Source organism: Sphingobacterium thermophilum, from assembly GCF_039541675.1.
Classification (GTDB): Bacteria; Bacteroidota; Bacteroidia; order Sphingobacteriales; family Sphingobacteriaceae; genus Sphingobacterium; species Sphingobacterium thermophilum.
The window spans coordinates 13,090-32,282 of the sequence record NZ_BAABGR010000038.1; the positions used below are offsets into that span (position 1 = coordinate 13,090).

Sequence of the window (19,193 nt, forward strand, 5' to 3'; positions counted from 1 at the left end):
TATATTAAAGCTAGCATTTTTTTGGAAAACAAAAAACTTTAATATATTCTTTTTTAAGGACTTGCGATTAGTTTGCCATCCAATGGTATTGCTTTCCGTCCTGGATAGCTACCTTTCCCTCATCTGTTAAGGTACGTAGTACTTTCAGCTTTTGCTCGTCGGAGCCGACGGTAAGATTATCTATAAGTTCATGCAACTCTAAAGACTTTTCCATCAACAGGACGCGGATTTCCTGCTCTATCTTAGCCTCTATTGTCGCTAGGTGTTTTCTTCTCAAACACAAATCACATTCACCACAATAAGTACTATTTTCTTCTCCAAAATAATATAATATAGCCTTGCTGCGGCATGCCTTGGTATCCAGAAAGCGATAAATAGCCTGGATTTGTTCTCCCTTAACTTGCTTGCGTTCACGGATAAATTCGGTATCAATATAGAGGTTTTTGTAATCTACCCGCGGTTGCAAAAACTGAAGTTGCGGCTTGTCCGTACTTCTGAGATATGAACCGATCTGTTGTTTTTCTAGGCCTTCCAACAACTGCACGATGGTTTCATAAGAAACACCCAATTTCTTGGCAAACTCATACTCGTTAATAGGAACGTAAAAGTCAAACACACCACCATATGTCCTTAAGATAGCCTTGATCAGTGGATCATATTTTGCTGCCTGCACCTGAAACTTATAGAGCTCATGGAAGTCCACCTCAAATTTAAATCGTGAAGGGATGAAGACCGCTTCCGACACGCTTATCCATCCATCACGCTCCAAAAATTTCAACGCACTCATTGTCTGCATCACCTCTAGCTGATACTTCCTTGCAAACTCCACAAGATCGAAGTCTACCGACATTCCCTTTCCGGCTCCATAGGCTATCTGATAATGGTTTGCAAGATGGTGGTAAGTCTGCTGAATGAACGTGACCGAAGGGAAGCTATCCTGATAGGTTTTCCATAGCCTTTCCCTGTCCTCTTGATTGTACAGCAGCACCGGGAAAGCCTTCTTTCCATCCCTTCCGGCGCGCCCCGCCTCCTGGTAATAGGCCTCTAAAGAATCCGGAATATCGAGATGGATTACGAAACGTACGTCGGGCTTGTCGATACCCATGCCGAAGGCGTTGGTAGCTACAATCACGCGAACTTGGTTATTTGTCCACGCCTGCTGCTTACCTTCACGCTCCTTTATCCCCAAGCCTGCATGGTAATAATCTGCAGGAACCCCATGGTTCAGCAAAAAACGGGCGATCTCCTGCGTCTCGCGTCTGTTGCGTACATAGATAACGCCTGACCCTCCCACTTTCTTTACGATGCGCAGCATGCGGTTCATTTTGTTTTCTTCCTCCAATGCCATATATCCCAAGTTGGGCCTTGCAAAACTCTTGGAAAAGACATTCTTAGCCTTAAAATTCAAGCGTTCCTGAATATCTTCTACAACTCTCCGCGTCGCACTAGCTGTCAAGGCCAAGATTGGCACCTCGGGATGTGCTTCCCGCAATGCGGCTAGCTGCAGATAGGAAGGTCTAAAGTCATAACCCCATTGTGAAATACAGTGCGCCTCATCAATAGCAAAGAGATTGACTTTCATATATTTGATACGTTCGCGCACCAACTCCGAATAAAAGCGTTCGGGAGCTATATAGAGAAATTTTATCTTTCCGAAGATACAGTTGTCCAAAGCGATGTCTATCTCGCGATACCCCATGCCCGAATAGATGGCTATAGCCTCAATGCCGCGCTTACGGAGATTCTCAACCTGGTCTTTCATCAAAGCTATCAACGGCGATACCACGATACAGATTCCCTCCTGCATCATAGCCGGAACCTGAAAGCAGATGGACTTTCCTCCTCCCGTAGGTAATAAGGCTAGCGTATCTCTCCCCTGCAAGACCGATTGGATAATATCTTCCTGCAAGGGTCTGAATGCATCATAACCCCAATATTGCTTCAGTATGGAATGTATCGTTGCACTCATAACTGTAATCCATCCCAAACATAAGCAAAATTATTTTTTAGAACATATAATAGCTCCGAATTAGGAATTCTATCCTGCAACGCTCGGATATGTCTGTCGCTGTTGCTTCCGTCCACCACAAGCTGAGCTTTCGGATACCTACTTAACAGCTGAAGGACATCATTTCCATTATTCTTTCTCCACAGGATAAGATTCACATCAGGTGGAAGATTTGCTTCATCGACCCTATCTTCAAGTAGAAGTAGACGATAGGTACCCCACTCGAGAAGAAAGCTATGCCTTAAGACGTTCTCGATTTTATGAAATTCTATTTGCGATGACGAAATATAAGGCTTTAAGCTAGGCAGAACGCTATATCGTAGAGTAGGGTGATTCAGCGAATCCAAGGTGGAATACAGCACAACCTGTGACGGACGAACAAGAGCCGCAGCGACGTCCGATCTTACATTGTAAATAATAATAAAGCTATCTTTTGTCTTTCTAATAGAAGCAAACGCACTTATCACGCATACCCCAAAAATTGACATTATACACAAAAGCAAAGCCCTTCCAGATCTTCTGTCCAGACCGACTACCAGTGCCGCCATAGCTACAATAAATAGCAGCACCTGAATCCCACTCCATTCTACCCCTTGGATGAGAGAAGAAGGAAGCGACGCTATTCTTTTCAATCCTTCCATCATAAAAATCAAGGAAAATTCCAGTATTCTACCCAACACCACATTGAGGCTGTCAAAAGGCAGAATAGAAAGAAAGACGCCAATATACATGATAATTGTGCTTGGCAGGGCGATGAACAAGTTGGCCAGCAGGAAATAATTCGGGAACTGCCCGAAATAGTAAAGAGAGAGCGGTAAAGTAAACAGCTGTGCAGCAATACACACATAAAGATAATCTAGCAGATAATTTATACACTTATTTCCGCTAAGATAGTATGCCCTAAATAGCGGATACCCCAACAAAATGCCCAGCATTGCCGCATACGATAGCTGAAACCCTACATCAAACAAATAGTTGGGTGAAAATATTAAGATAATTAAAGCAGAAGCGGCTAAAGTATTTACGGAAACCTGCTTCCTATTTAGAAGCTGAGACATCACGAAAAAGGAAATCATTATCCCAGCCCTTATGATCGGAGGACTCATCCCTGTCAGCATCACATAAGCCCAGATGAATGACAAGATGATACAGGATTTCACCGTCTTACCCCACCTCCATCTGTCTAACCACTGCAACACAAAATTCAAACACACAAACACCAAACTGACGTGCAAGCCCGACACACTCAGCACGTGTATAGTTCCTGTATCCGTAAATGCTGATATGGTTTGTGGATCAATCAGTGAACGGTATCCAAAAATAAGAGCTACTGCCACCTGAAAGGCTTCGTCATCCTTCAAGTACTTCCTGAACTTTGCTATTAACGCTTTTCGTAGAGACAAAGAATAAGCTACAAACACATTTCCTTTCTGGTGGTCAATTACTTTTATTTCTCTCGGAAGCAGCAGGGCCTGCAATTCCATACCTTTGTTTTTTAGATAAGCTTTATAGTCAAACTCTTTGGGGTTGAAAGGAGGAGGAACTTCTTTTAATTTGTTGATAAGGGCTATCTCATCACCATAGCCATACAGTGCTGTAGTCCCTGAGTCGCGTAACAAGGATACCATTATTTTACCGGAAAGAGAGTAGGACTGCAAAGCATCTATCCCCGCTACCACACGCACTGGAAAACGAATCGTCTTTTCCTTGATAATCGGTTCGTCCTCAATGATTCCTACATATTGCGTCAGATGAAGATATTTCGAAATATGATTGTCTACATATCGAGGACAGTGAGATACTAATGCATAATAACCATAACAAAATACCAGAAAGGGGAAACATATAGCAAAAGCTTTATTCTTCGAAAATCGATTTAAACTGCTCCAAATCACATAAACACTACATCCTATGCCTACCCCTATAAGTGCCCATAAAGGAGGGATTGCTCCATCCAACATTTTACCGAGAAGTATGCCAGCCACATAAGCTGCCAAAGCCTTCACCATCGGCACTTTAGCTGTAGATAGATCCAATATGTCTAGCTTTACCATTGCCATCTCACCTGAAAACGAATCTCCGACTTTCTTCTTCCATCGATCTGATCTAATCCTGAACCTATAGTTTCCCGATCCGTATATTGGGTCAGGCTATACTTCATCCAGACATCTATATTCCTTGACAATCTATAACGGACATTTACATAGGTTCTCCACCCTCTATCGTAAAATATCGGATAGGAGGAGGCATACAACACGTCTCGTTCATACGTATATATCCGAGATTCATAGTCTTCCGTATTGAAATACGAAAGTCTTGTGTTCAGTTGAATCTTTTGCATATTCCAAGAAACATCCTGAAAAAGCAGATACCCCCTACTCTTTGAATCTCCTTTTTTCTCGTATAGAGATACTTCGCCGCGCGTACGAATAGACCAAATTTTGTTAAGCTTATATTGAAAATCTCCACGCAGCTGATTCCTAACAACATCAGCCAACACATTTTCATGCCTCTCGGACATTAAAAGATTTTCTTGGCGAACTCTGTATCTATACCGCAATTGGAAACTTCCACGCTTATACCAATGATACGTAAATTGAGAAAGTATATCTACACCTTCACTAGGTCCATCCACCCGATAGCGCAACCAAGGGAAAGCAAACATATCCACATAGTTTATCCATTCCCATCGCCGTGCAACTTCATATTTGAATCCTGCATAAACACCTTTTTCATTGGCTATGTTGGAGCCCTCAGAGAGGGTCTGTGCAAAAAAGCTATGATAGTCCTTTTGAAAATGACGCTGATGGACAAATACCGAAAGGCGGGGATGCAGACTCCCTAATACGCCGTTCACCATAGCTAGACCGCTACCCAAGCTATGTGCCGTTTCTCCAAAGAAATAAAGGTTGCGATAACTATACTTATAATGGAATCCTATCTGCAACAGATCTTGCCCCTCAAAATTGAATTTATTCCGCAACTCATCGCCTTTCATTACCTTGCCGTCAAAGCGCGTGTAAAGAGAAGTGAAGCCTATCTTTAGTTTTCTATAGGAAAAGGAAATATCGGTGCCCGCAACAAATTGCGCTATCTGATGTCTATAAGATTGTTCGGTAGGCGTTCTATGCAATCCCGAAGTGCTTATAGTATTGATAAGCTTACCGAAGTCTGAATGTGTGACATTGCCACTAAGACGGTTGAAGGCTACGAAAGGAGTCATAGTCCACTTTCTGTGGCGAACAGTAGCCGCTATTCCACGTTGAAAGTTATTTTCATTCATAGAGGAATAAGCCAACAATCCCGCACCTTGACGCGACACGGTAGAAGCTAAGGTGCCCTTTCCGAAATTAAGACCATTCCATAAGATAAGCCCCTGACCTATCTGCAATATATAATCCCCCAAAATAATCTTTGAAATTCGTGAATGAAGACCGTTCACTTCCACATAAGCGGAATAAAAGTCAAAACCTCCCTTCTGTTGCAAGGCAAAGAAAGGCTCCCCAGCATCCTTTTCTGCATTAAAGCCTATACGTATTTTCCCTTGATAGTTCCAGCGATAGCGTAAAGCATAGCTATTGCGATCTCCAAGATAGCGTGATCTGCTCTCTTCCGTAATACCGTAACCTCTAGCCTTCTGTAAAACTCGCGAAAGCCGTAACATGATCGTTTGTTCGTTTTCTTCCTTAAGGCTTTTCCATGTCACTCCCGCTAGCGACGATTTACCGCCTATATGCACGAAAGGTGTAAGCCGCTGTATAGTCTGAAGGTCCATACCGGGAATAGCCTGTAGCTCCAGAAGGCTGAGGAAGTCGCCCGACAGCTCCCGATGAGCAATAATATTTGTCACCTGATCCGGTTTCAGGAAGACCAAAGCGCTAAGCTCTGCCTCTGTAGCCCTGTTGAGATCTATAGGGTTACGTCTCATGAAGTTAAGCTTCTCCATGATTTCGCTGATGTCTACCTCTTCTCCTAGCTCCTCGCCAAGCTGTTCCAGCAGCTGCTCTTCCAGGTTCTCTTCATTTTCCTGAGCCTTGCAAACGGGAGAAAAGGCTAATAAAGCAACACACCATATGATATCTTTAAAACTCATATGCCAATGCCAGTTGTGGTGAGGTACCCAACCGATAGTGAAAGGAGGAAGAAAAGTCTATCTGAAATTCTTTAAGCCGGACACCTATCCCTGCAAAATATGTCCGTGGATGCAGACTAACACCACCCCGAAAAAATATCCTCTCCCCTAATCCATAACAAATCCCGGCACGAACATCTACCCCTTCATAGTGTTGATAGTATGTATCTAAAGCCAGAGAAAGCTCATCAGACATCCTATACAGGCTTCCAAAACCAATCTCAACAGGAATATGCTGCTCGGTTTCATCGTTAAAACTTGTGAAGGTTATGTTTCGGAAAACAAAACCTAGATTGAGCCTCTCCCAAATATTGAGTAGCAATCCTAGGTCTGCTGAATATGCATGGTCCGACTGATACCCTTGCACGGAAAAATTGTGATAGTTGGCAGAGATGGAAGTGTGTATTACGCCTCCAAAACTGCGTACATAAGATAAAGTTGCCTGTAGGAAACGTGATGTATGTACAATACCGTAAGAATGCACGCTAAGTCCTGCTGCGCCCAGTTGATGGAAGGGCATTCCTAGATATAATGCCTGATAGCGCAGGTCCTTACTCATATGGTGTGGCTGATACGCTATAGCCGCTGTGGCAGAGGACAATACCCCTAAACCTGCCGCATTGTTGGTACTGCTGTAGACAGAACCTATAGCAATCCCCGTATTGCCCATTCCTTGATAAGCTGCAGCATTGAAGGATTGCCCAAATGACGGTGAATACAGCAGTAATAGACTTATTACCCTGTACATCATGGCTGTTAGTGTTACTTAATAAATTTAAGAAAAATACATAAAAACAAAAAGGCCGACAGAGATTTATCTATCGGCCTTCCTATTTTTATAGTCTACCTCTTATACATCTATTTTTGCATACTTAGCATTTTTCTCGATAAACTCGCGACGAGGGCCTACCTCATCCCCCATCAACATAGAGAACACGCGGTCACATTCAGCGGCATTTTCAATAGTAACCTGTCTTAAGGTGCGCCTTGCAGGGTCCATAGTGGTTTCCCATAGCTGCTCTGCGTTCATCTCACCAAGACCTTTGTAGCGCTGTACGTGCACCGAATCCTCTTTACCTGTTCCTTTAAGGCGTTGGATAGCTGCAATACGCTGCTCTTCATTCCATGCATATTCATGATCCTTACCCTTTTTGATCAGATAAAGTGGTGGGGTAGCGATATATACATATCCTTTTTCTATGAGTTCCCGCATATAACGGAAGTAGAAGGTCAACATCAGCGTGGCAATGTGGCTACCGTCCACGTCGGCATCCGTCATAATGATTATTTTGTGGTAACGAAGTTTAGAAAGATTTAATGCCTTAGGGTCCTCCTCGGTACCGATGGATACACCTAATGCTGTAAACATATTTTTGATCTCTTCGTTCTCATAGATTTTATGCTCCATGGCCTTCTCCACGTTCAGAATCTTACCACGTAGAGGCATAATAGCTTGGAAGTTACGGTCACGTCCTTGTTTTGCCGTACCACCCGCAGAGTCTCCCTCGACGAAGAAGATCTCACACAAGGCAGGGTCGTTGCTCGCACAGTCAGCCAGCTTGCCAGGAAGTCCCGAACCGTTCATCACGGTCTTGCGCTGCACCATCTCTCTGGCCTTGCGTGCTGCTGCACGCGCCTGCGCTGCGATGATAACTTTCTGAACGATAGCTTTGGCTTCTCGTGGATTCTCTTCTAGATAAGTACCCAAAATCTCACCTACCGCTACATCCACAGCCCCCATCACTTCCGTGTTACCCAACTTCGTTTTGGTCTGTCCTTCGAATTGCGGCTCTGCAACCTTAACGGAAATTACGGCGGTGAGCCCCTCACGGAAGTCGTCACCTGTAATCTCAACTTTCGAGTTTTTAAGCAGGCCTGAATCGTCGGCATACTTTTTCAGCACACGTGTAAGCCCTCTTCTGAATCCTGCCACATGCGTACCACCTTCTATAGTATTGATATTGTTCACGTACGAGTGTACGTTTTCAGCATATGTATCGTTGTATTGGAAAGCCAACTCTACAGGGATACCTTGCTTCACACCTTCTAAATAGATGGGTTCAGGAATCAACGATGCACGTGTTCCATCCAAGAAACGGACAAACTCTTTCAAGCCACCTTCCGAATAGAATTCATCCATCCTGTCAGTGCCGTCATCATTTTTCTCGCGCTTATCAATCAAGGTAAGCTTCACGCCCTTATTCAAGAAAGAAAGCTCACGAAGACGGTTGGCCAACGTATCGTAGTTGTAAACCGCGGTTTGGGTAAAAATTTCTGGATCCGGCTTAAACGTTACTATTGTCCCTGATTTGTCGGACTCTCCCACCTCACGCACCTCATACAAAGGCTTTCCTCGTTCATACTCCTGCATGAAAATTTTGCCTTCACGATGAACTTCTGCTTTCAAGTGGGTGGAAAGGGCGTTCACACAGGAAACCCCAACACCGTGAAGACCACCGGAAACCTTATAGGTATTTTTATCGAACTTACCACCGGCGTGCAATACGGTCATTACCAGCTCCAAAGCCGACTTGTTTTCTTTCTTATTGATACCGGTAGGGATACCACGACCATTATCTTTTACCGAGATAGAGTTGTCTTCGTGAATGGTAACTACTATATCATTACAATACCCTGCTACAGCCTCATCGATAGAGTTATCTACTACTTCATAAACTAGGTGATGCAAACCTTTAGGTCCTGTATCACCGATATACATGGATGGGCGCTTACGTACCGCTTCTAAACCTTCTAAAACCTGAATATTATCAGCAGAATACGTTGACGTAGGGTTCTTTTTTTCTTCGCTCATGAATTAAAAAATCATATAATTTTAACAATCAAAGTTAATAAAAATTAAGGACTTAAACAACCGATACACACGCTATTCATTAAGGTTTTTTGGTAATTTGTGAAGGAAATACCGAACAAATAATTGATTTTTAATTTTTTTATAGTAGGTTTGTTACATAAACTGAAAATAAAGAGTAGAATGAATAGATTTTTATCCAACTTATCGAAAGTAACATTAGGCATTGCGTTAGCGGCAGGCGCTTCTTCATGTAATCAAAACACGCCATCATCGACGGCATCAAAGTCGGACAGCACTACAGCTCCGGCAGCGCCTACAGCCGAAAAAATAGTGTATGTTAACGCTGATACCTTATCGGAAAAATATGAATATTTCAAAGACGCAAGAGCTAGACTAGAAAGCAAAGCCAAAAAAGCGCAAGAAAACCTTCAAGCTAAAGGCCAAGCTTTCCAAAGAGAGCTTGCAGAGGCAGAACAAAAGGCTCCAACCATGAGTGCTTCGGAACGTCAAGCTACCGAAGAACGTCTTGCACGCAAACAGCAGGAGTTGGCACAGCTTAACCAAAATGCGTCAGCTTCTTTAGCTCAAGATGAACAGACAGAAATGACAGCAGTGTACAATGCTATTACAGACTATCTTACTAAGCACGCTAAAGAAAAAGGATATCAATACGTTTTGACTTATTCTAAGACTAACCCTGCCGTTATCTATGCAGACGAAAAGCTTGATATCACCAAAGAAGTAGTAGAAGGATTAAACAAAGAATACAAAGCCAAAAAAGCGGCAGACAAAAAATAATCTTAAAGACTGGATTTTGACCTTTGAAATGAGCTTGACAGATGCTGTCAAGCTCATTTTTTATGTGCTTACTACAAAAGCTCCCACTTTGAATACTTATATTTATATATCCAAGACCATAAAATTTTATGATAACACAAGTACTATCTCCAGACAAGCATCCTTTCGAATGGATAGATATCTCGGACCCGCGCATCGAAGATTTCAGTGCACTAAAAGAAAAATATAATCTTAATGCAGAGTCTATCCGCGACTGTCTGGAAATAGGACATCTACCCAAAATCGAAGAATTCGACAACTACCACTTCCTTATTATCAGGACCACCAAAGCCAAACTCAGCGACACTTCCGATTCATTGATAGATATCACGGATAGGGTATCCATCTTTTATGGAGCGAATTTCGTCATCACAGCCCATCGCAACGAGATTCCTTTTCTCGAAAACATAAAGAAGATGGATGTGAACAGCAAGACATTATCTTCCAGCAAACACCTCATCAATACCCTAGTCTCCGAAGCCTTAAAAACTTTCGAAACATTGGTATTGGGAGATTTGGACGCCAAGCTAGACGAATACGAAGAGATCGTCTTTCTGCATCAGCGACGCAAACCCTTTCTCAAAAAACTTTATTATATCAAAAGGCAGATAGACGTCATCCGTTCGGTACTTATCCTCTATAAAGACATAGTGGATTATTTTCACCTGCCGGAATATAAAAACATCTATACACAAGATTTAAGAGACCTCTTCTCCCGTACCAATACCCTATACCGTAATATCGGTGAAAATACGGCACAGCTGCTGTCCATCTATTTCAATATAGAGTCCAACCATACGAACGAAATTATGCGGACACTGACCATTATTTCCGTATTCTTCATGCCAATGACTTTTATTGTAGGCGTATATGGCATGAACTTCGACATCATGCCCGAATTGCATTGGAAATATGGCTATCCACTCGTCATGGCAAGCATGATGATCTTAAGCTTATTAATATATCTTTGGTTTAAGCGGAAAAAATGGCTTTAATTACCTAGCCTTTGGTGTTGTGGCAATAAACTCTTTCAAATAATAAGGCTCGAAATAGATCAAATCCTCGAATTCCTTACGGGTAAATTTTTCATATACCGATGCTGTCATATAAGCAGAAGAATGGGAATATGACTCATCGACAATAATTTGAGGGTTATGGGCAAATAGCTCCATCAGCTTAGCAGCACCAGAGCCAAACAGCACCACTTTATGAGAGGTATAGCTATCAAAAGTATGTGCATCCACTATCACAGCTTCGGTAGTTCTTATCAGCTGATGGTTTTGGTACATATTCAGATACACTTCCATACGGCGCGCATCCAGCATAGGGACATAAATCCAGTTTTCATTGAATCCATGTTTCTCAATATATCCCTTATACATACTTTCTAAGGTATTTACGGCTATCAAAGGCAAATCCAAAGCGTAGCACAACCCTTTGGCAGTGGAAACGCCTATGCGCAATCCCGTATAGGAGCCGGGACCTTTGCTTACGGCTACCGCTTGCAAATCCGTAAAGGCAAGAGCATTACGTTTAAGAAGCTCATCAATAAACACAGTCAGTTTGGAAGCATGCAGGTTAGGCTCCTGGGCTTCCAAGCAATCCAACAGTACACCATCCACACTTATGGACACCGAGCAGGTGTCGGTAGCTGTATCTATCTGTAATATACGTACACTCATCTTAACTTCTTTTACGGTACCGGATCATGACCATGTCCTCCCCAAGGATGACAGCGAGATATACGCTTGAGAGTAAGCCACCCTCCTCTGAAAGGACCATACTTCAATATAGCTTCTTTGCCATATTGAGAACATGTCGGCGTAAATCGACAGTTGGCTCCCAATAACGGTGAAATAAACAGCTGATACAGCTTTATCAAAAGGATAAAGAGATGCTGCAACACTAAGGCCACGCCTTTCCAACATTTACGAACGAACTTCATGAGCCAACTGAGACAGTACCCTTTTCATCTTCGAATACATCGTATCGAAAGGTAATTCTTCTTTTCCCACGTACTGAATAGCAAAATCCAATCCAATTCTTTGTTGATTCAATTTAGAATATAACAATTCTCCTTTTTGGAGGCGATACACCTCACGCACCAGACGTTTTATTCTGTTACGCTGGAAGGCTCTCTTGAATCTTCTTTTGGAAACGGAGACGATGACCTGAGCCGGAAACGGCTGGTCCTGCTCTAAAGGACGGAAAAGAAATACTACACGAAAGGGATATATTATAAAAGAAGAACCACCATGGAAGAGAGCATCAATTTTTCTCCTACTACACAGTCGTTCTCCTTTCGTAAATGTTTTTCTCATTATAGATGACTATCTTGGCGTTCAGAAGCCACTATGTTAAGTCACCGGCGCTAAAGAAAAGAATTAATTAGCCTTTGTGACGGTATTCGTCAGAAACTGTTAGACGTTTTCTACCTTTTGCTCTACGAGCTGCCAATACTCTTCTACCATTAGCTGTGCTCATACGCTCTCTAAAACCGTGCTTATTTCTTCTTTTTCTTAGCGAAGGCTGAAATGTTCTTTTCATGACGCTTTATTATCTTTATTTATTTTCTAATTACCATTATTACCTCACAAGAGGAATGCAAAAGTAGTGTATTATTTCTATATAAACAAGTTTAGTGCAGAAAAAAGTTTACAAAAAATATGTAAACTTTTCCTATTAAAACCTTAATAAAGGCTATTTGCTTTTTAAGATATCTCTGATTTCAGTAAGCAACACTTCCTCCTTTGATGGTGCTGGCGCTTCTTCCGCCGGAGCTTCTTCTTTCTTCTTCAATGAGTTAATACCTTTGATAACCACAAAAATACAGAAGGCGATAATTAAGAATTGGATTATCACATTGATAAAGTTTCCGTAGTTTAAAGTTACTGCAGGCTCAAGTACTGAGCCATCTGCATTTAACAAGGCCTCTTTTAGCACTACCGATTTTTCCGAAAAATCCACCCCTCCCGTGATAACACCTACTATCGGCATGATCAAATCGTCAACCAAGGAAGTTACGATTTTTCCGAAAGCGCCACCGATAACCACACCGACTGCCAAGTCGATAACGTTACCACGCATGGCAAACTCCTTAAATTCTTTTACAAAACCCATAATAATTTCTTTTATTTAGAAACCAATAATAAAAAGTTATAAATTTACGCAATTTCTATCTTTTATAAAGATAAGTGTTATCGCCAAATTATATGCATCAAATTATATTTTTTTGTAAATTAATACGACAGTTGCCAGGTAGAGTAAATTAAATTATGAAAAACATTATTATTGCTGACGATCATAGTATCGTCCGATTCGGCACTGAAGTAGCAATACACTCTACTTTCAAGGACGCCAAAATTACGCACGCATCTACAATAAAAGAAGTTTATTCACATTTGAACTTTCGGAGGTTCGACCTTTTACTCCTAGACATTAATATGCCCGGAGGCAACAATATAAATGTCATAAAGGAAATATTAAACATACAGCCGGACCTCAAAATCTTGGTTTTTTCATCCTATGACGAAAACATTTACGCTTTACGATATATTGAAGCTGGCGCTGCGGGATACCTCAATAAGAATACAGCTATGGAAGAGCTAAGCAACGCCATCCAAAGTATCCAAGAGCGTGGCAAATATATGTCCGCAGCTATAAAAGATCTTTATATTACCAAGCTTACAACAAGTAAGGCGACTATTAGCAAATCTAACCCTCTGAACAAACTTTCAAACCGTGAGATGGACGTTGCCAAACACCTTATCGAAGGTCACAGCATACAGGATGTATCCTCTATGTTAAACCTTAGCTCTTCTACAGTAAGTACATATAAGAGCCGCATATTTGAAAAACTGGGGGTAGACAATATCCCGGATCTTATAGAGCTCTTTAAGCTGCATTCTCAAGGATAAGATAAACAAAACCCTATAACATAAAAAGGCCAACGTATGTTGGCCTTTTTATGTATCGTCTAAGTTTATTAGTCTACATTATCGTGTAAGAAGGAGTTGTTTGAACGGATTTCTGTCACGCCATCATCAAACGATAAGGTGAAACGAGAAACCTGAGAGTCCGAAGAGTGTGGAACATCTTCCAAAGCTCTCTGCTTTCTTTTATAAGCAGGTTCGTTTTCCAACTCTTGCAAGCCATTGGTAGATTTCAACTTCATGCTCAACTCTTTAAGACGTAAGATACGCTCTTTAGTTTTCAACAGTTGGTCTTCGAAGTTTACCTCTTCTTCCACCTTGTTCGCATTCGCTGTTGTTGTGGCAGGCGCTTCAAACTTATGCTCCACCGGCTGCTCTACATCTTCCACAGGTTCATTTTTTTTCTCTTCGTAAGCATCAAAAACCGTAGGTAATTTGAACTCAAATACTGAAGGTGTGGTTTTCAATTGAAAGCCGCCGTTATCTTCTTGCTTTTCTTCTTCAGCATTGAAATCTCCTTGCAGATCCAAGGTATGACGGATGACGTTGGAAGATTCCTGCTGCACAGCAACGTTGCTGTACGACGGTTTCATCGAATTGAACAAATCAGCTTGAGTTGTCATTCGAGGAGCTGAGGAGCTCTGGTTTGTCGGATTTACCGGAGTTACCAGATTCTGAGCTGTAGAAGCCGAAGGCTTGCTAGCCACGAATTGGTTTTGCGACACAGGCTTAATAAAAGTATGTTCTGTAGGTTCCGGTGTTAAAGGTAAAGCGATTTTTTCTTTTTCTCTTTCCTTTTGGCGCTCTTCAGCAGTTTGGAAGCCGGTAGCAATGATAGTTACAGACAATTCTTCATCTAAGTTTTCGTCGATACAGTTACCCCAGATTAAGTCTGCTGTCAATCCAGCTTTCTCTTGGATGTAGTCGGTGATGATAGACACCTCATCCATAGTAACTTCTTTCTTACCAGAAGTAATGTTCAACAAGATATAGCGAGCACCTTCGATTTCATTGTCTTTCAACAATGGAGAAGCAAGCGCTCCTGTCACCGCTTTGATTGCCCTATCTTCACCTGAAGCAACGTGGTTACCCATGATAGCTACACCACTATCACTCATTACAGTACGTACGTCTTTGAAGTCTACGTTTACGTATCCTGGGATAGTGATAATCTCGGCGATACCTTTGGCAGCTGTAGTCAATATATCATCAGCCTTGGCAAAGGCAGCAGTCATCGTCAAGTTTCCGAAGATTTCACGCAATCTGTCATTAGAAATCACTAAGTAGGAGTCTACATATTTCTTCAGCTCAGATAGCCCTTCCTCAGCTTGCTGACGACGTTTTTTTCCTTCGAATGTGAATGGAGTGGTAACAATAGCCACTGTCAGGATACCCATCTCTTTGGCAGCTTTGGCCAATACAGGACTTGCTCCCGTACCTGTACCACCACCCATACCTGCCGTGATGAAAAGCATCTTGGTATTGGTACCCAACATTCTTTTGATATCATCGATACTTTCGATTGCTGAATTCTCTCCTACTTCCGGATCAGCACCTGCACCCATACCTTCCGTCAGACTTGCTCCCAGCTGAACCTTGTTTGGAATAGGACTCAGTTCCAATGCTTGCGCATCCGTGTTGCACACGATAAAATCAACTCCACTAATCCCTTGCTTGTACATGTGATTAACGGCATTGCCGCCGCCACCACCAACACCTATAACCTTGATTATAGATGATTGCTCCTTTAACATTTCAAATTGTATCGACATAATAATATCCTATTTTAAAAGAACTGCCAAGCTTTACCTATCTATCCAAACTCAACAATTCTAATGTAATAATACCAATTTCTCAACAAGAGTTTTCCACATTTGTGAAATTGTGGAAAACTTACCTTCGTGTGGAAAAATTAACGTCTTCCGATAAAGGTTTCGTCGTCGATTTCCTGATTATCCTTGATAAACTCTGAGATAATTTTTGTAAACCAACTTTCTTTTTTACTTTGCTTTTCGGCGATCTCTTTGACCTGCTCTTTGCGCGGTTTTTTCAGCTCACGCTCTTCCATGGCCAACTCTTCTTCCTCTTCGGCAGCCTGAATACCTTTTATCAACAGGCCGATGGAAGTAGCATACATCGGACTTTTCATTTCTTCCAATGTTTGTTTGCTTACCATATCCGTTTTAGCAAGGTATTCGTTTGGATAACCAATTCGGCAATCGATACCTGTGATGTATTCTACGAGCTGAACGAGATGTTTAAGCTGCGCACCACCTCCGGTAATTACGATACCTGCGATAAGTTTGTCTTCATAGCCTGAAGATTTGATTTCGTAGTATACGTGCTCTATGATTTCTTCCATTCTTGCTTGGATAATGTAAGCAAGATTTTTCACCGATATTTCTTTAGGTTCACGTCCACGGATTCCCGGAACGCAAATCACTTCATTTTCTTTATTTTCGTCGGCCAGCGCAGAACCATATCTTACTTTCAGTTGTTCCGCCTGATTTCTAAGTACAGCACAACCTTGACGGATATCTTCGGTAACAATATTTCCACCCAAAGGAATTACAGCAGTATGACGGATGATACCTTCATGGAATATAGCCACATCAGTAGTACCACCACCTATATCAACAAGAACTACACCGGCCATTTTTTCTTCTTCATCCAATACAGCTTCGGATGAGGCTAATGGCTCCAGCACCAATGAAGAAACCTCCAAATCAGAATTATCAACACATTTTTTGATATTCTTGATATCGGTAACACGACCTGAGATGATATGGAAGTTGGCTTCCATACGACGACCAGCCATACCAATAGGCTCCTTGATGCCTGGCTCGTTGTCGATTGTAAACTCTTGCGGCAACACATGAATGATTTCTTCTCCCGGAGGCAATACTAATTTGTACATATCCGAAATCAAGCGTTCCACATCCATACGGCTGATTTCGTCGTCATCATTCTTTGTCAAAATTCCGCGGTGCTGAATACTTTTGATATGTTGACCTGCGATACCGACATTGACAACCTTGATATCCACGTTCGATTGCGCTTCTGCCAATGATACAGCCTCGCGGATACTGTTCACAGTTTTTTGAATATTAGCGACAACCCCACGATTTACTCCGGCAGATTCTGCTTTACCCACTCCTAATAATTCAATTTTATTTGTCCCACTGCGGCGTCCTACAGTAACACAAATTTTTGTCGTACCGATATCCAAACCAACGATAATCGGATTTTCTTTCTCATTGTCTGTAATTCTTGGTTTCATATGCTGTATTTTTTAATTTTTCATACTGATTTTCATCTGCAAACTATCCATAAACCATCCTTCACGGCGCTCACAGATGATCTGGCCTCCATATTTAACGTTTATTCTGCTGTATGCCTCAGTTCCTACTTTAGGCAATATATTTTTGTAATATAGTTCCAATCTTCTCAACTTGCTGTCTAACGAATCGGCATTGCCAATGAGCAACACTTCTTTGCCTACTCGTGGTATCAGCTCAATATCTTTATCTTGGTTGACATACATCTGCACGATCTGATTTTCCCATAGCTCGTTGCCTCTCACATGTTCCACGATGCGTACCAGATCTTTAACCAATATAGTTTCCACCTCTTCCAGCGGTTTGTTGTAGCTTTCTTTGATATTACCATTGGCTACCAACACCCGAGGCACATATTTCAAAGTCACCGGCACCTTATGTCCTTCCGTATCCACATAGAACTCACGTCCTTGGCTATTTATCACGCGCAATACCACTTCGCGCTGCTTGACATTTACCCTCACTGTGCCATCCATATCCATGTGGATCTCGGCCTGCGATACGTAAGGTAATTTCTCTATAGCCTGCTCAATATCTTCCAGTTTAATTTCTCTTAAAGACTTTCCTACCACATTTCCGAACTGATTGTTAATCATTTTGGAAATATCCTCCTGGTCGATAAAGGTTTCTTTACCTTCTACATTCACCTTCAGAGAAGTACACACCTGTGCGGCATCTTTACGTTCGATCAGACCCATAAGCACTACTAACCCTACCGCAGCGCCAAGGCCAAGGATAGTGTAAAACAATAGGCTCCATCTGATTCGCTTCAACATATTTACTTCTCTAATATTTCTTTCAAAGGTTTCACCAATCTGTCTATATCTCCTGCCCCTACAGTTACCAACAATTCTGGCTGTTCGTTTTTCACATATTCCAATACTGCCTCCGGTGATACAAGACGTTTATCTTCCAACTGAACTTTATCCAACAGCCATGAAGAGGTCACCCCTTCTATTGGCAGCTCACGTGCCGGATAAATTTCCATTAGCAACAGCTCATCTGCCATAGCCAACACTTCGGCAAAGCCATCCACAAAGTCGCGTGTGCGACTGAATAGGTGTGGCTGGAATACTACACTAAGCTTTTTGTTAGGATATAACTTCCGCAGTGAAGACAAGAATGCACGAAGCTCCTCCGGATGATGTGCATAGTCGTCGATATAAATACACTTTTCATTACGTACAATATATTCGAAGCGGCGTTTTGCTCCGCGGAAGCTTGCCAAGGCCGCCACAATCTTGTCAATATCTATCTCCAACAGTAGCGCTACCGTGATGGCTGCCACTGCGTTTTCTATGTTGTGAAGACCGGCAATTCCCAACTTGATATTCGCTATTCTTAGGTCTCCCTTCACATAGTCGAAATGGAATTCTCCATCAATAACCTCAATATTTTCCGCGTGGGCGTCTGCTTTCTCTTCGCGTGCATACGAAATGTCTCCGGAAAATGGCAGACCTTTCTTCACGATGCGGTGTCCCCCTGCTACCACACGTGCCAGATACAACTCAAAAGATTCTATGAGATGCGACTTGTCGCCATAGATATCCAAATGGTCTGCATCGGCAGAAGTGACTACCGCAATATTGGGATGTAGAGTAAGGAAGGAACGGTCATATTCGTCAGCTTCCACCACTACTACATTGTTATCTCCATACAATACGTTAGTATTATAGTTAGAACTGATGCCCCCCAAGAAGGCTGAACAGTCGTATCCCGAATCTTTAAGGATATGCGCTATCATCGTAGAGGTCGTCGTCTTACCGTGAGTTCCGGCAACACCTATCGTGAATCGATTAGCACTGATAAATCCTAAAATCTGCGAACGTTTGTATATCTCAAATCCTTTGTCCAAGAAATAGTTTTTAATCTTAAGATCTTTTGGAACAGCAGGCGTGAAAATTACCAAACTTTCGTCCGATGGTTGACCAAATACTGCCGGAATCTTTTGCACCTCATCTTCATAGATAACGTCAATTCCTTCACTTACCAATGTCTTTGTCAAATCGGTTTCCGTACGGTCGTAACCCCACACCTTACATCCCAAATGATGGAAGTAACGGGCTAAACCACTCATACCGATACCTCCGATACCGATAAGATAAACCAGCTTTATTTGATCAATATTAACCAT

Annotated in this window: 17 protein-coding genes; 3 read left to right on the forward strand and 14 right to left on the reverse strand. The window is 42.1% G+C overall.

The annotated features are described in order from the left end of the window. Window positions 1-67: 67 nt before the first annotated feature. From ABD873_RS12790 to gyrB, 5 genes are all read right to left on the reverse strand, one after another. On the reverse strand, window positions 68-1,969 hold the full coding sequence (locus tag ABD873_RS12790; RefSeq protein WP_345068909.1) for a RecQ family ATP-dependent DNA helicase: 1,902 nt from the start codon (window positions 1,967-1,969) through the stop codon (window positions 68-70). Then, the gene (locus tag ABD873_RS12795; RefSeq protein ID WP_345068911.1) at window positions 1,966-4,062 is read right to left on the reverse strand and encodes a ComEC/Rec2 family competence protein; all 2,097 of its coding nucleotides are present in this window, start codon (window positions 4,060-4,062) and stop codon (window positions 1,966-1,968) included. The genes ABD873_RS12790 and ABD873_RS12795 overlap by 4 nt, the downstream gene beginning before the upstream one ends. Beyond that, complete coding sequence (locus ABD873_RS12800) at window positions 4,056-6,101, reverse strand: ComEA family DNA-binding protein (protein ID WP_345068913.1); 2,046 nt, start codon at window positions 6,099-6,101, stop codon at window positions 4,056-4,058. The genes ABD873_RS12795 and ABD873_RS12800 overlap by 7 nt, the downstream gene beginning before the upstream one ends. Continuing rightward, window positions 6,091-6,891: a PorV/PorQ family protein gene (locus tag ABD873_RS12805; protein WP_345068915.1), complete on the reverse strand. Its 801-nt coding sequence runs from the start codon at window positions 6,889-6,891 to the stop codon at window positions 6,091-6,093. Before ABD873_RS12805 ends, ABD873_RS12800 begins: the two co-directional genes overlap by 11 nt. A 99-nt stretch (window positions 6,892-6,990) precedes the next feature. Next, window positions 6,991-8,952: a DNA topoisomerase (ATP-hydrolyzing) subunit B gene (gyrB, locus tag ABD873_RS12810; RefSeq protein WP_345068917.1), complete on the reverse strand. Its 1,962-nt coding sequence runs from the start codon at window positions 8,950-8,952 to the stop codon at window positions 6,991-6,993. 180 nt (window positions 8,953-9,132) lie between these two features. Between gyrB and ABD873_RS12815 the strand changes: the two genes are divergently transcribed. Together ABD873_RS12815 and ABD873_RS12820 are read left to right on the forward strand one after the other, a co-directional pair. Continuing rightward, window positions 9,133-9,750 carry an OmpH/Skp family outer membrane protein gene (locus tag ABD873_RS12815; protein WP_039054347.1) on the forward strand — a complete coding sequence of 206 codons (618 nt, stop codon included), beginning with the start codon at window positions 9,133-9,135 and terminating at the stop codon, window positions 9,748-9,750. Between the two features lie 128 nt (window positions 9,751-9,878). Continuing rightward, window positions 9,879-10,784 carry a CorA family divalent cation transporter gene (locus ABD873_RS12820; RefSeq protein WP_345068919.1) on the forward strand — a complete coding sequence of 302 codons (906 nt, stop codon included), beginning with the start codon at window positions 9,879-9,881 and terminating at the stop codon, window positions 10,782-10,784. Here ABD873_RS12820 and tsaB read toward each other — a convergent pair whose 3' ends face one another. The 5 genes from tsaB to mscL form a co-directional block, all read right to left on the reverse strand. After that, window positions 10,785-11,471 (reverse strand): tRNA (adenosine(37)-N6)-threonylcarbamoyltransferase complex dimerization subunit type 1 TsaB, encoded by a 687-nt coding sequence (tsaB, locus tag ABD873_RS12825; RefSeq protein ID WP_345068921.1) that lies wholly within the window; start codon window positions 11,469-11,471, stop codon window positions 10,785-10,787. It abuts the gene before it with no gap. Window positions 11,472-11,482: 11 nt separating this feature from the next. Then, window positions 11,483-11,734, reverse strand: coding sequence for a membrane protein insertion efficiency factor YidD (gene yidD, locus ABD873_RS12830; protein WP_345068923.1), 252 nt, complete (start codon window positions 11,732-11,734; stop codon window positions 11,483-11,485). Then, window positions 11,718-12,110: a ribonuclease P protein component gene (rnpA, locus tag ABD873_RS12835; RefSeq protein WP_345068925.1), complete on the reverse strand. Its 393-nt coding sequence runs from the start codon at window positions 12,108-12,110 to the stop codon at window positions 11,718-11,720. Before rnpA ends, yidD begins: the two co-directional genes overlap by 17 nt. Window positions 12,111-12,177: 67 nt before the next feature. Then, window positions 12,178-12,336: a 50S ribosomal protein L34 gene (gene rpmH / locus ABD873_RS12840; RefSeq protein ID WP_082021944.1), complete on the reverse strand. Its 159-nt coding sequence runs from the start codon at window positions 12,334-12,336 to the stop codon at window positions 12,178-12,180. 153 nt (window positions 12,337-12,489) lie between these two features. Continuing rightward, window positions 12,490-12,909: a large-conductance mechanosensitive channel protein MscL gene (gene mscL, locus ABD873_RS12845; RefSeq protein ID WP_345068929.1), complete on the reverse strand. Its 420-nt coding sequence runs from the start codon at window positions 12,907-12,909 to the stop codon at window positions 12,490-12,492. Window positions 12,910-13,064: 155 nt separating this feature from the next. Here mscL and ABD873_RS12850 point away from each other — a divergent pair, with 155 nt between their 5' ends. After that, window positions 13,065-13,706 carry a response regulator gene (locus ABD873_RS12850; RefSeq protein WP_345068932.1) on the forward strand — a complete coding sequence of 214 codons (642 nt, stop codon included), beginning with the start codon at window positions 13,065-13,067 and terminating at the stop codon, window positions 13,704-13,706. Between the two features lie 68 nt (window positions 13,707-13,774). Here the strand turns inward: ABD873_RS12850 and ftsZ are convergent, their stop codons facing one another. From ftsZ to murC, 4 genes are all read right to left on the reverse strand, one after another. Beyond that, the gene (gene ftsZ, locus ABD873_RS12855; RefSeq protein WP_345068933.1) at window positions 13,775-15,493 is read right to left on the reverse strand and encodes a cell division protein FtsZ; all 1,719 of its coding nucleotides are present in this window, start codon (window positions 15,491-15,493) and stop codon (window positions 13,775-13,777) included. A 140-nt stretch (window positions 15,494-15,633) separates the two neighbouring features. Beyond that, complete coding sequence (gene ftsA / locus ABD873_RS12860) at window positions 15,634-17,001, reverse strand: cell division protein FtsA (protein ID WP_345068935.1); 1,368 nt, start codon at window positions 16,999-17,001, stop codon at window positions 15,634-15,636. Window positions 17,002-17,013: 12 nt separating this feature from the next. Further along, on the reverse strand, window positions 17,014-17,835 hold the full coding sequence (locus ABD873_RS12865) for an FtsQ-type POTRA domain-containing protein (RefSeq protein ID WP_345068937.1): 822 nt from the start codon (window positions 17,833-17,835) through the stop codon (window positions 17,014-17,016). Between the two features lie 2 nt (window positions 17,836-17,837). Continuing rightward, a complete protein-coding gene (gene murC, locus ABD873_RS12870) occupies window positions 17,838-19,193 on the reverse strand; it encodes a UDP-N-acetylmuramate--L-alanine ligase (RefSeq protein ID WP_345068939.1) in 1,356 nt (451 codons plus the stop codon).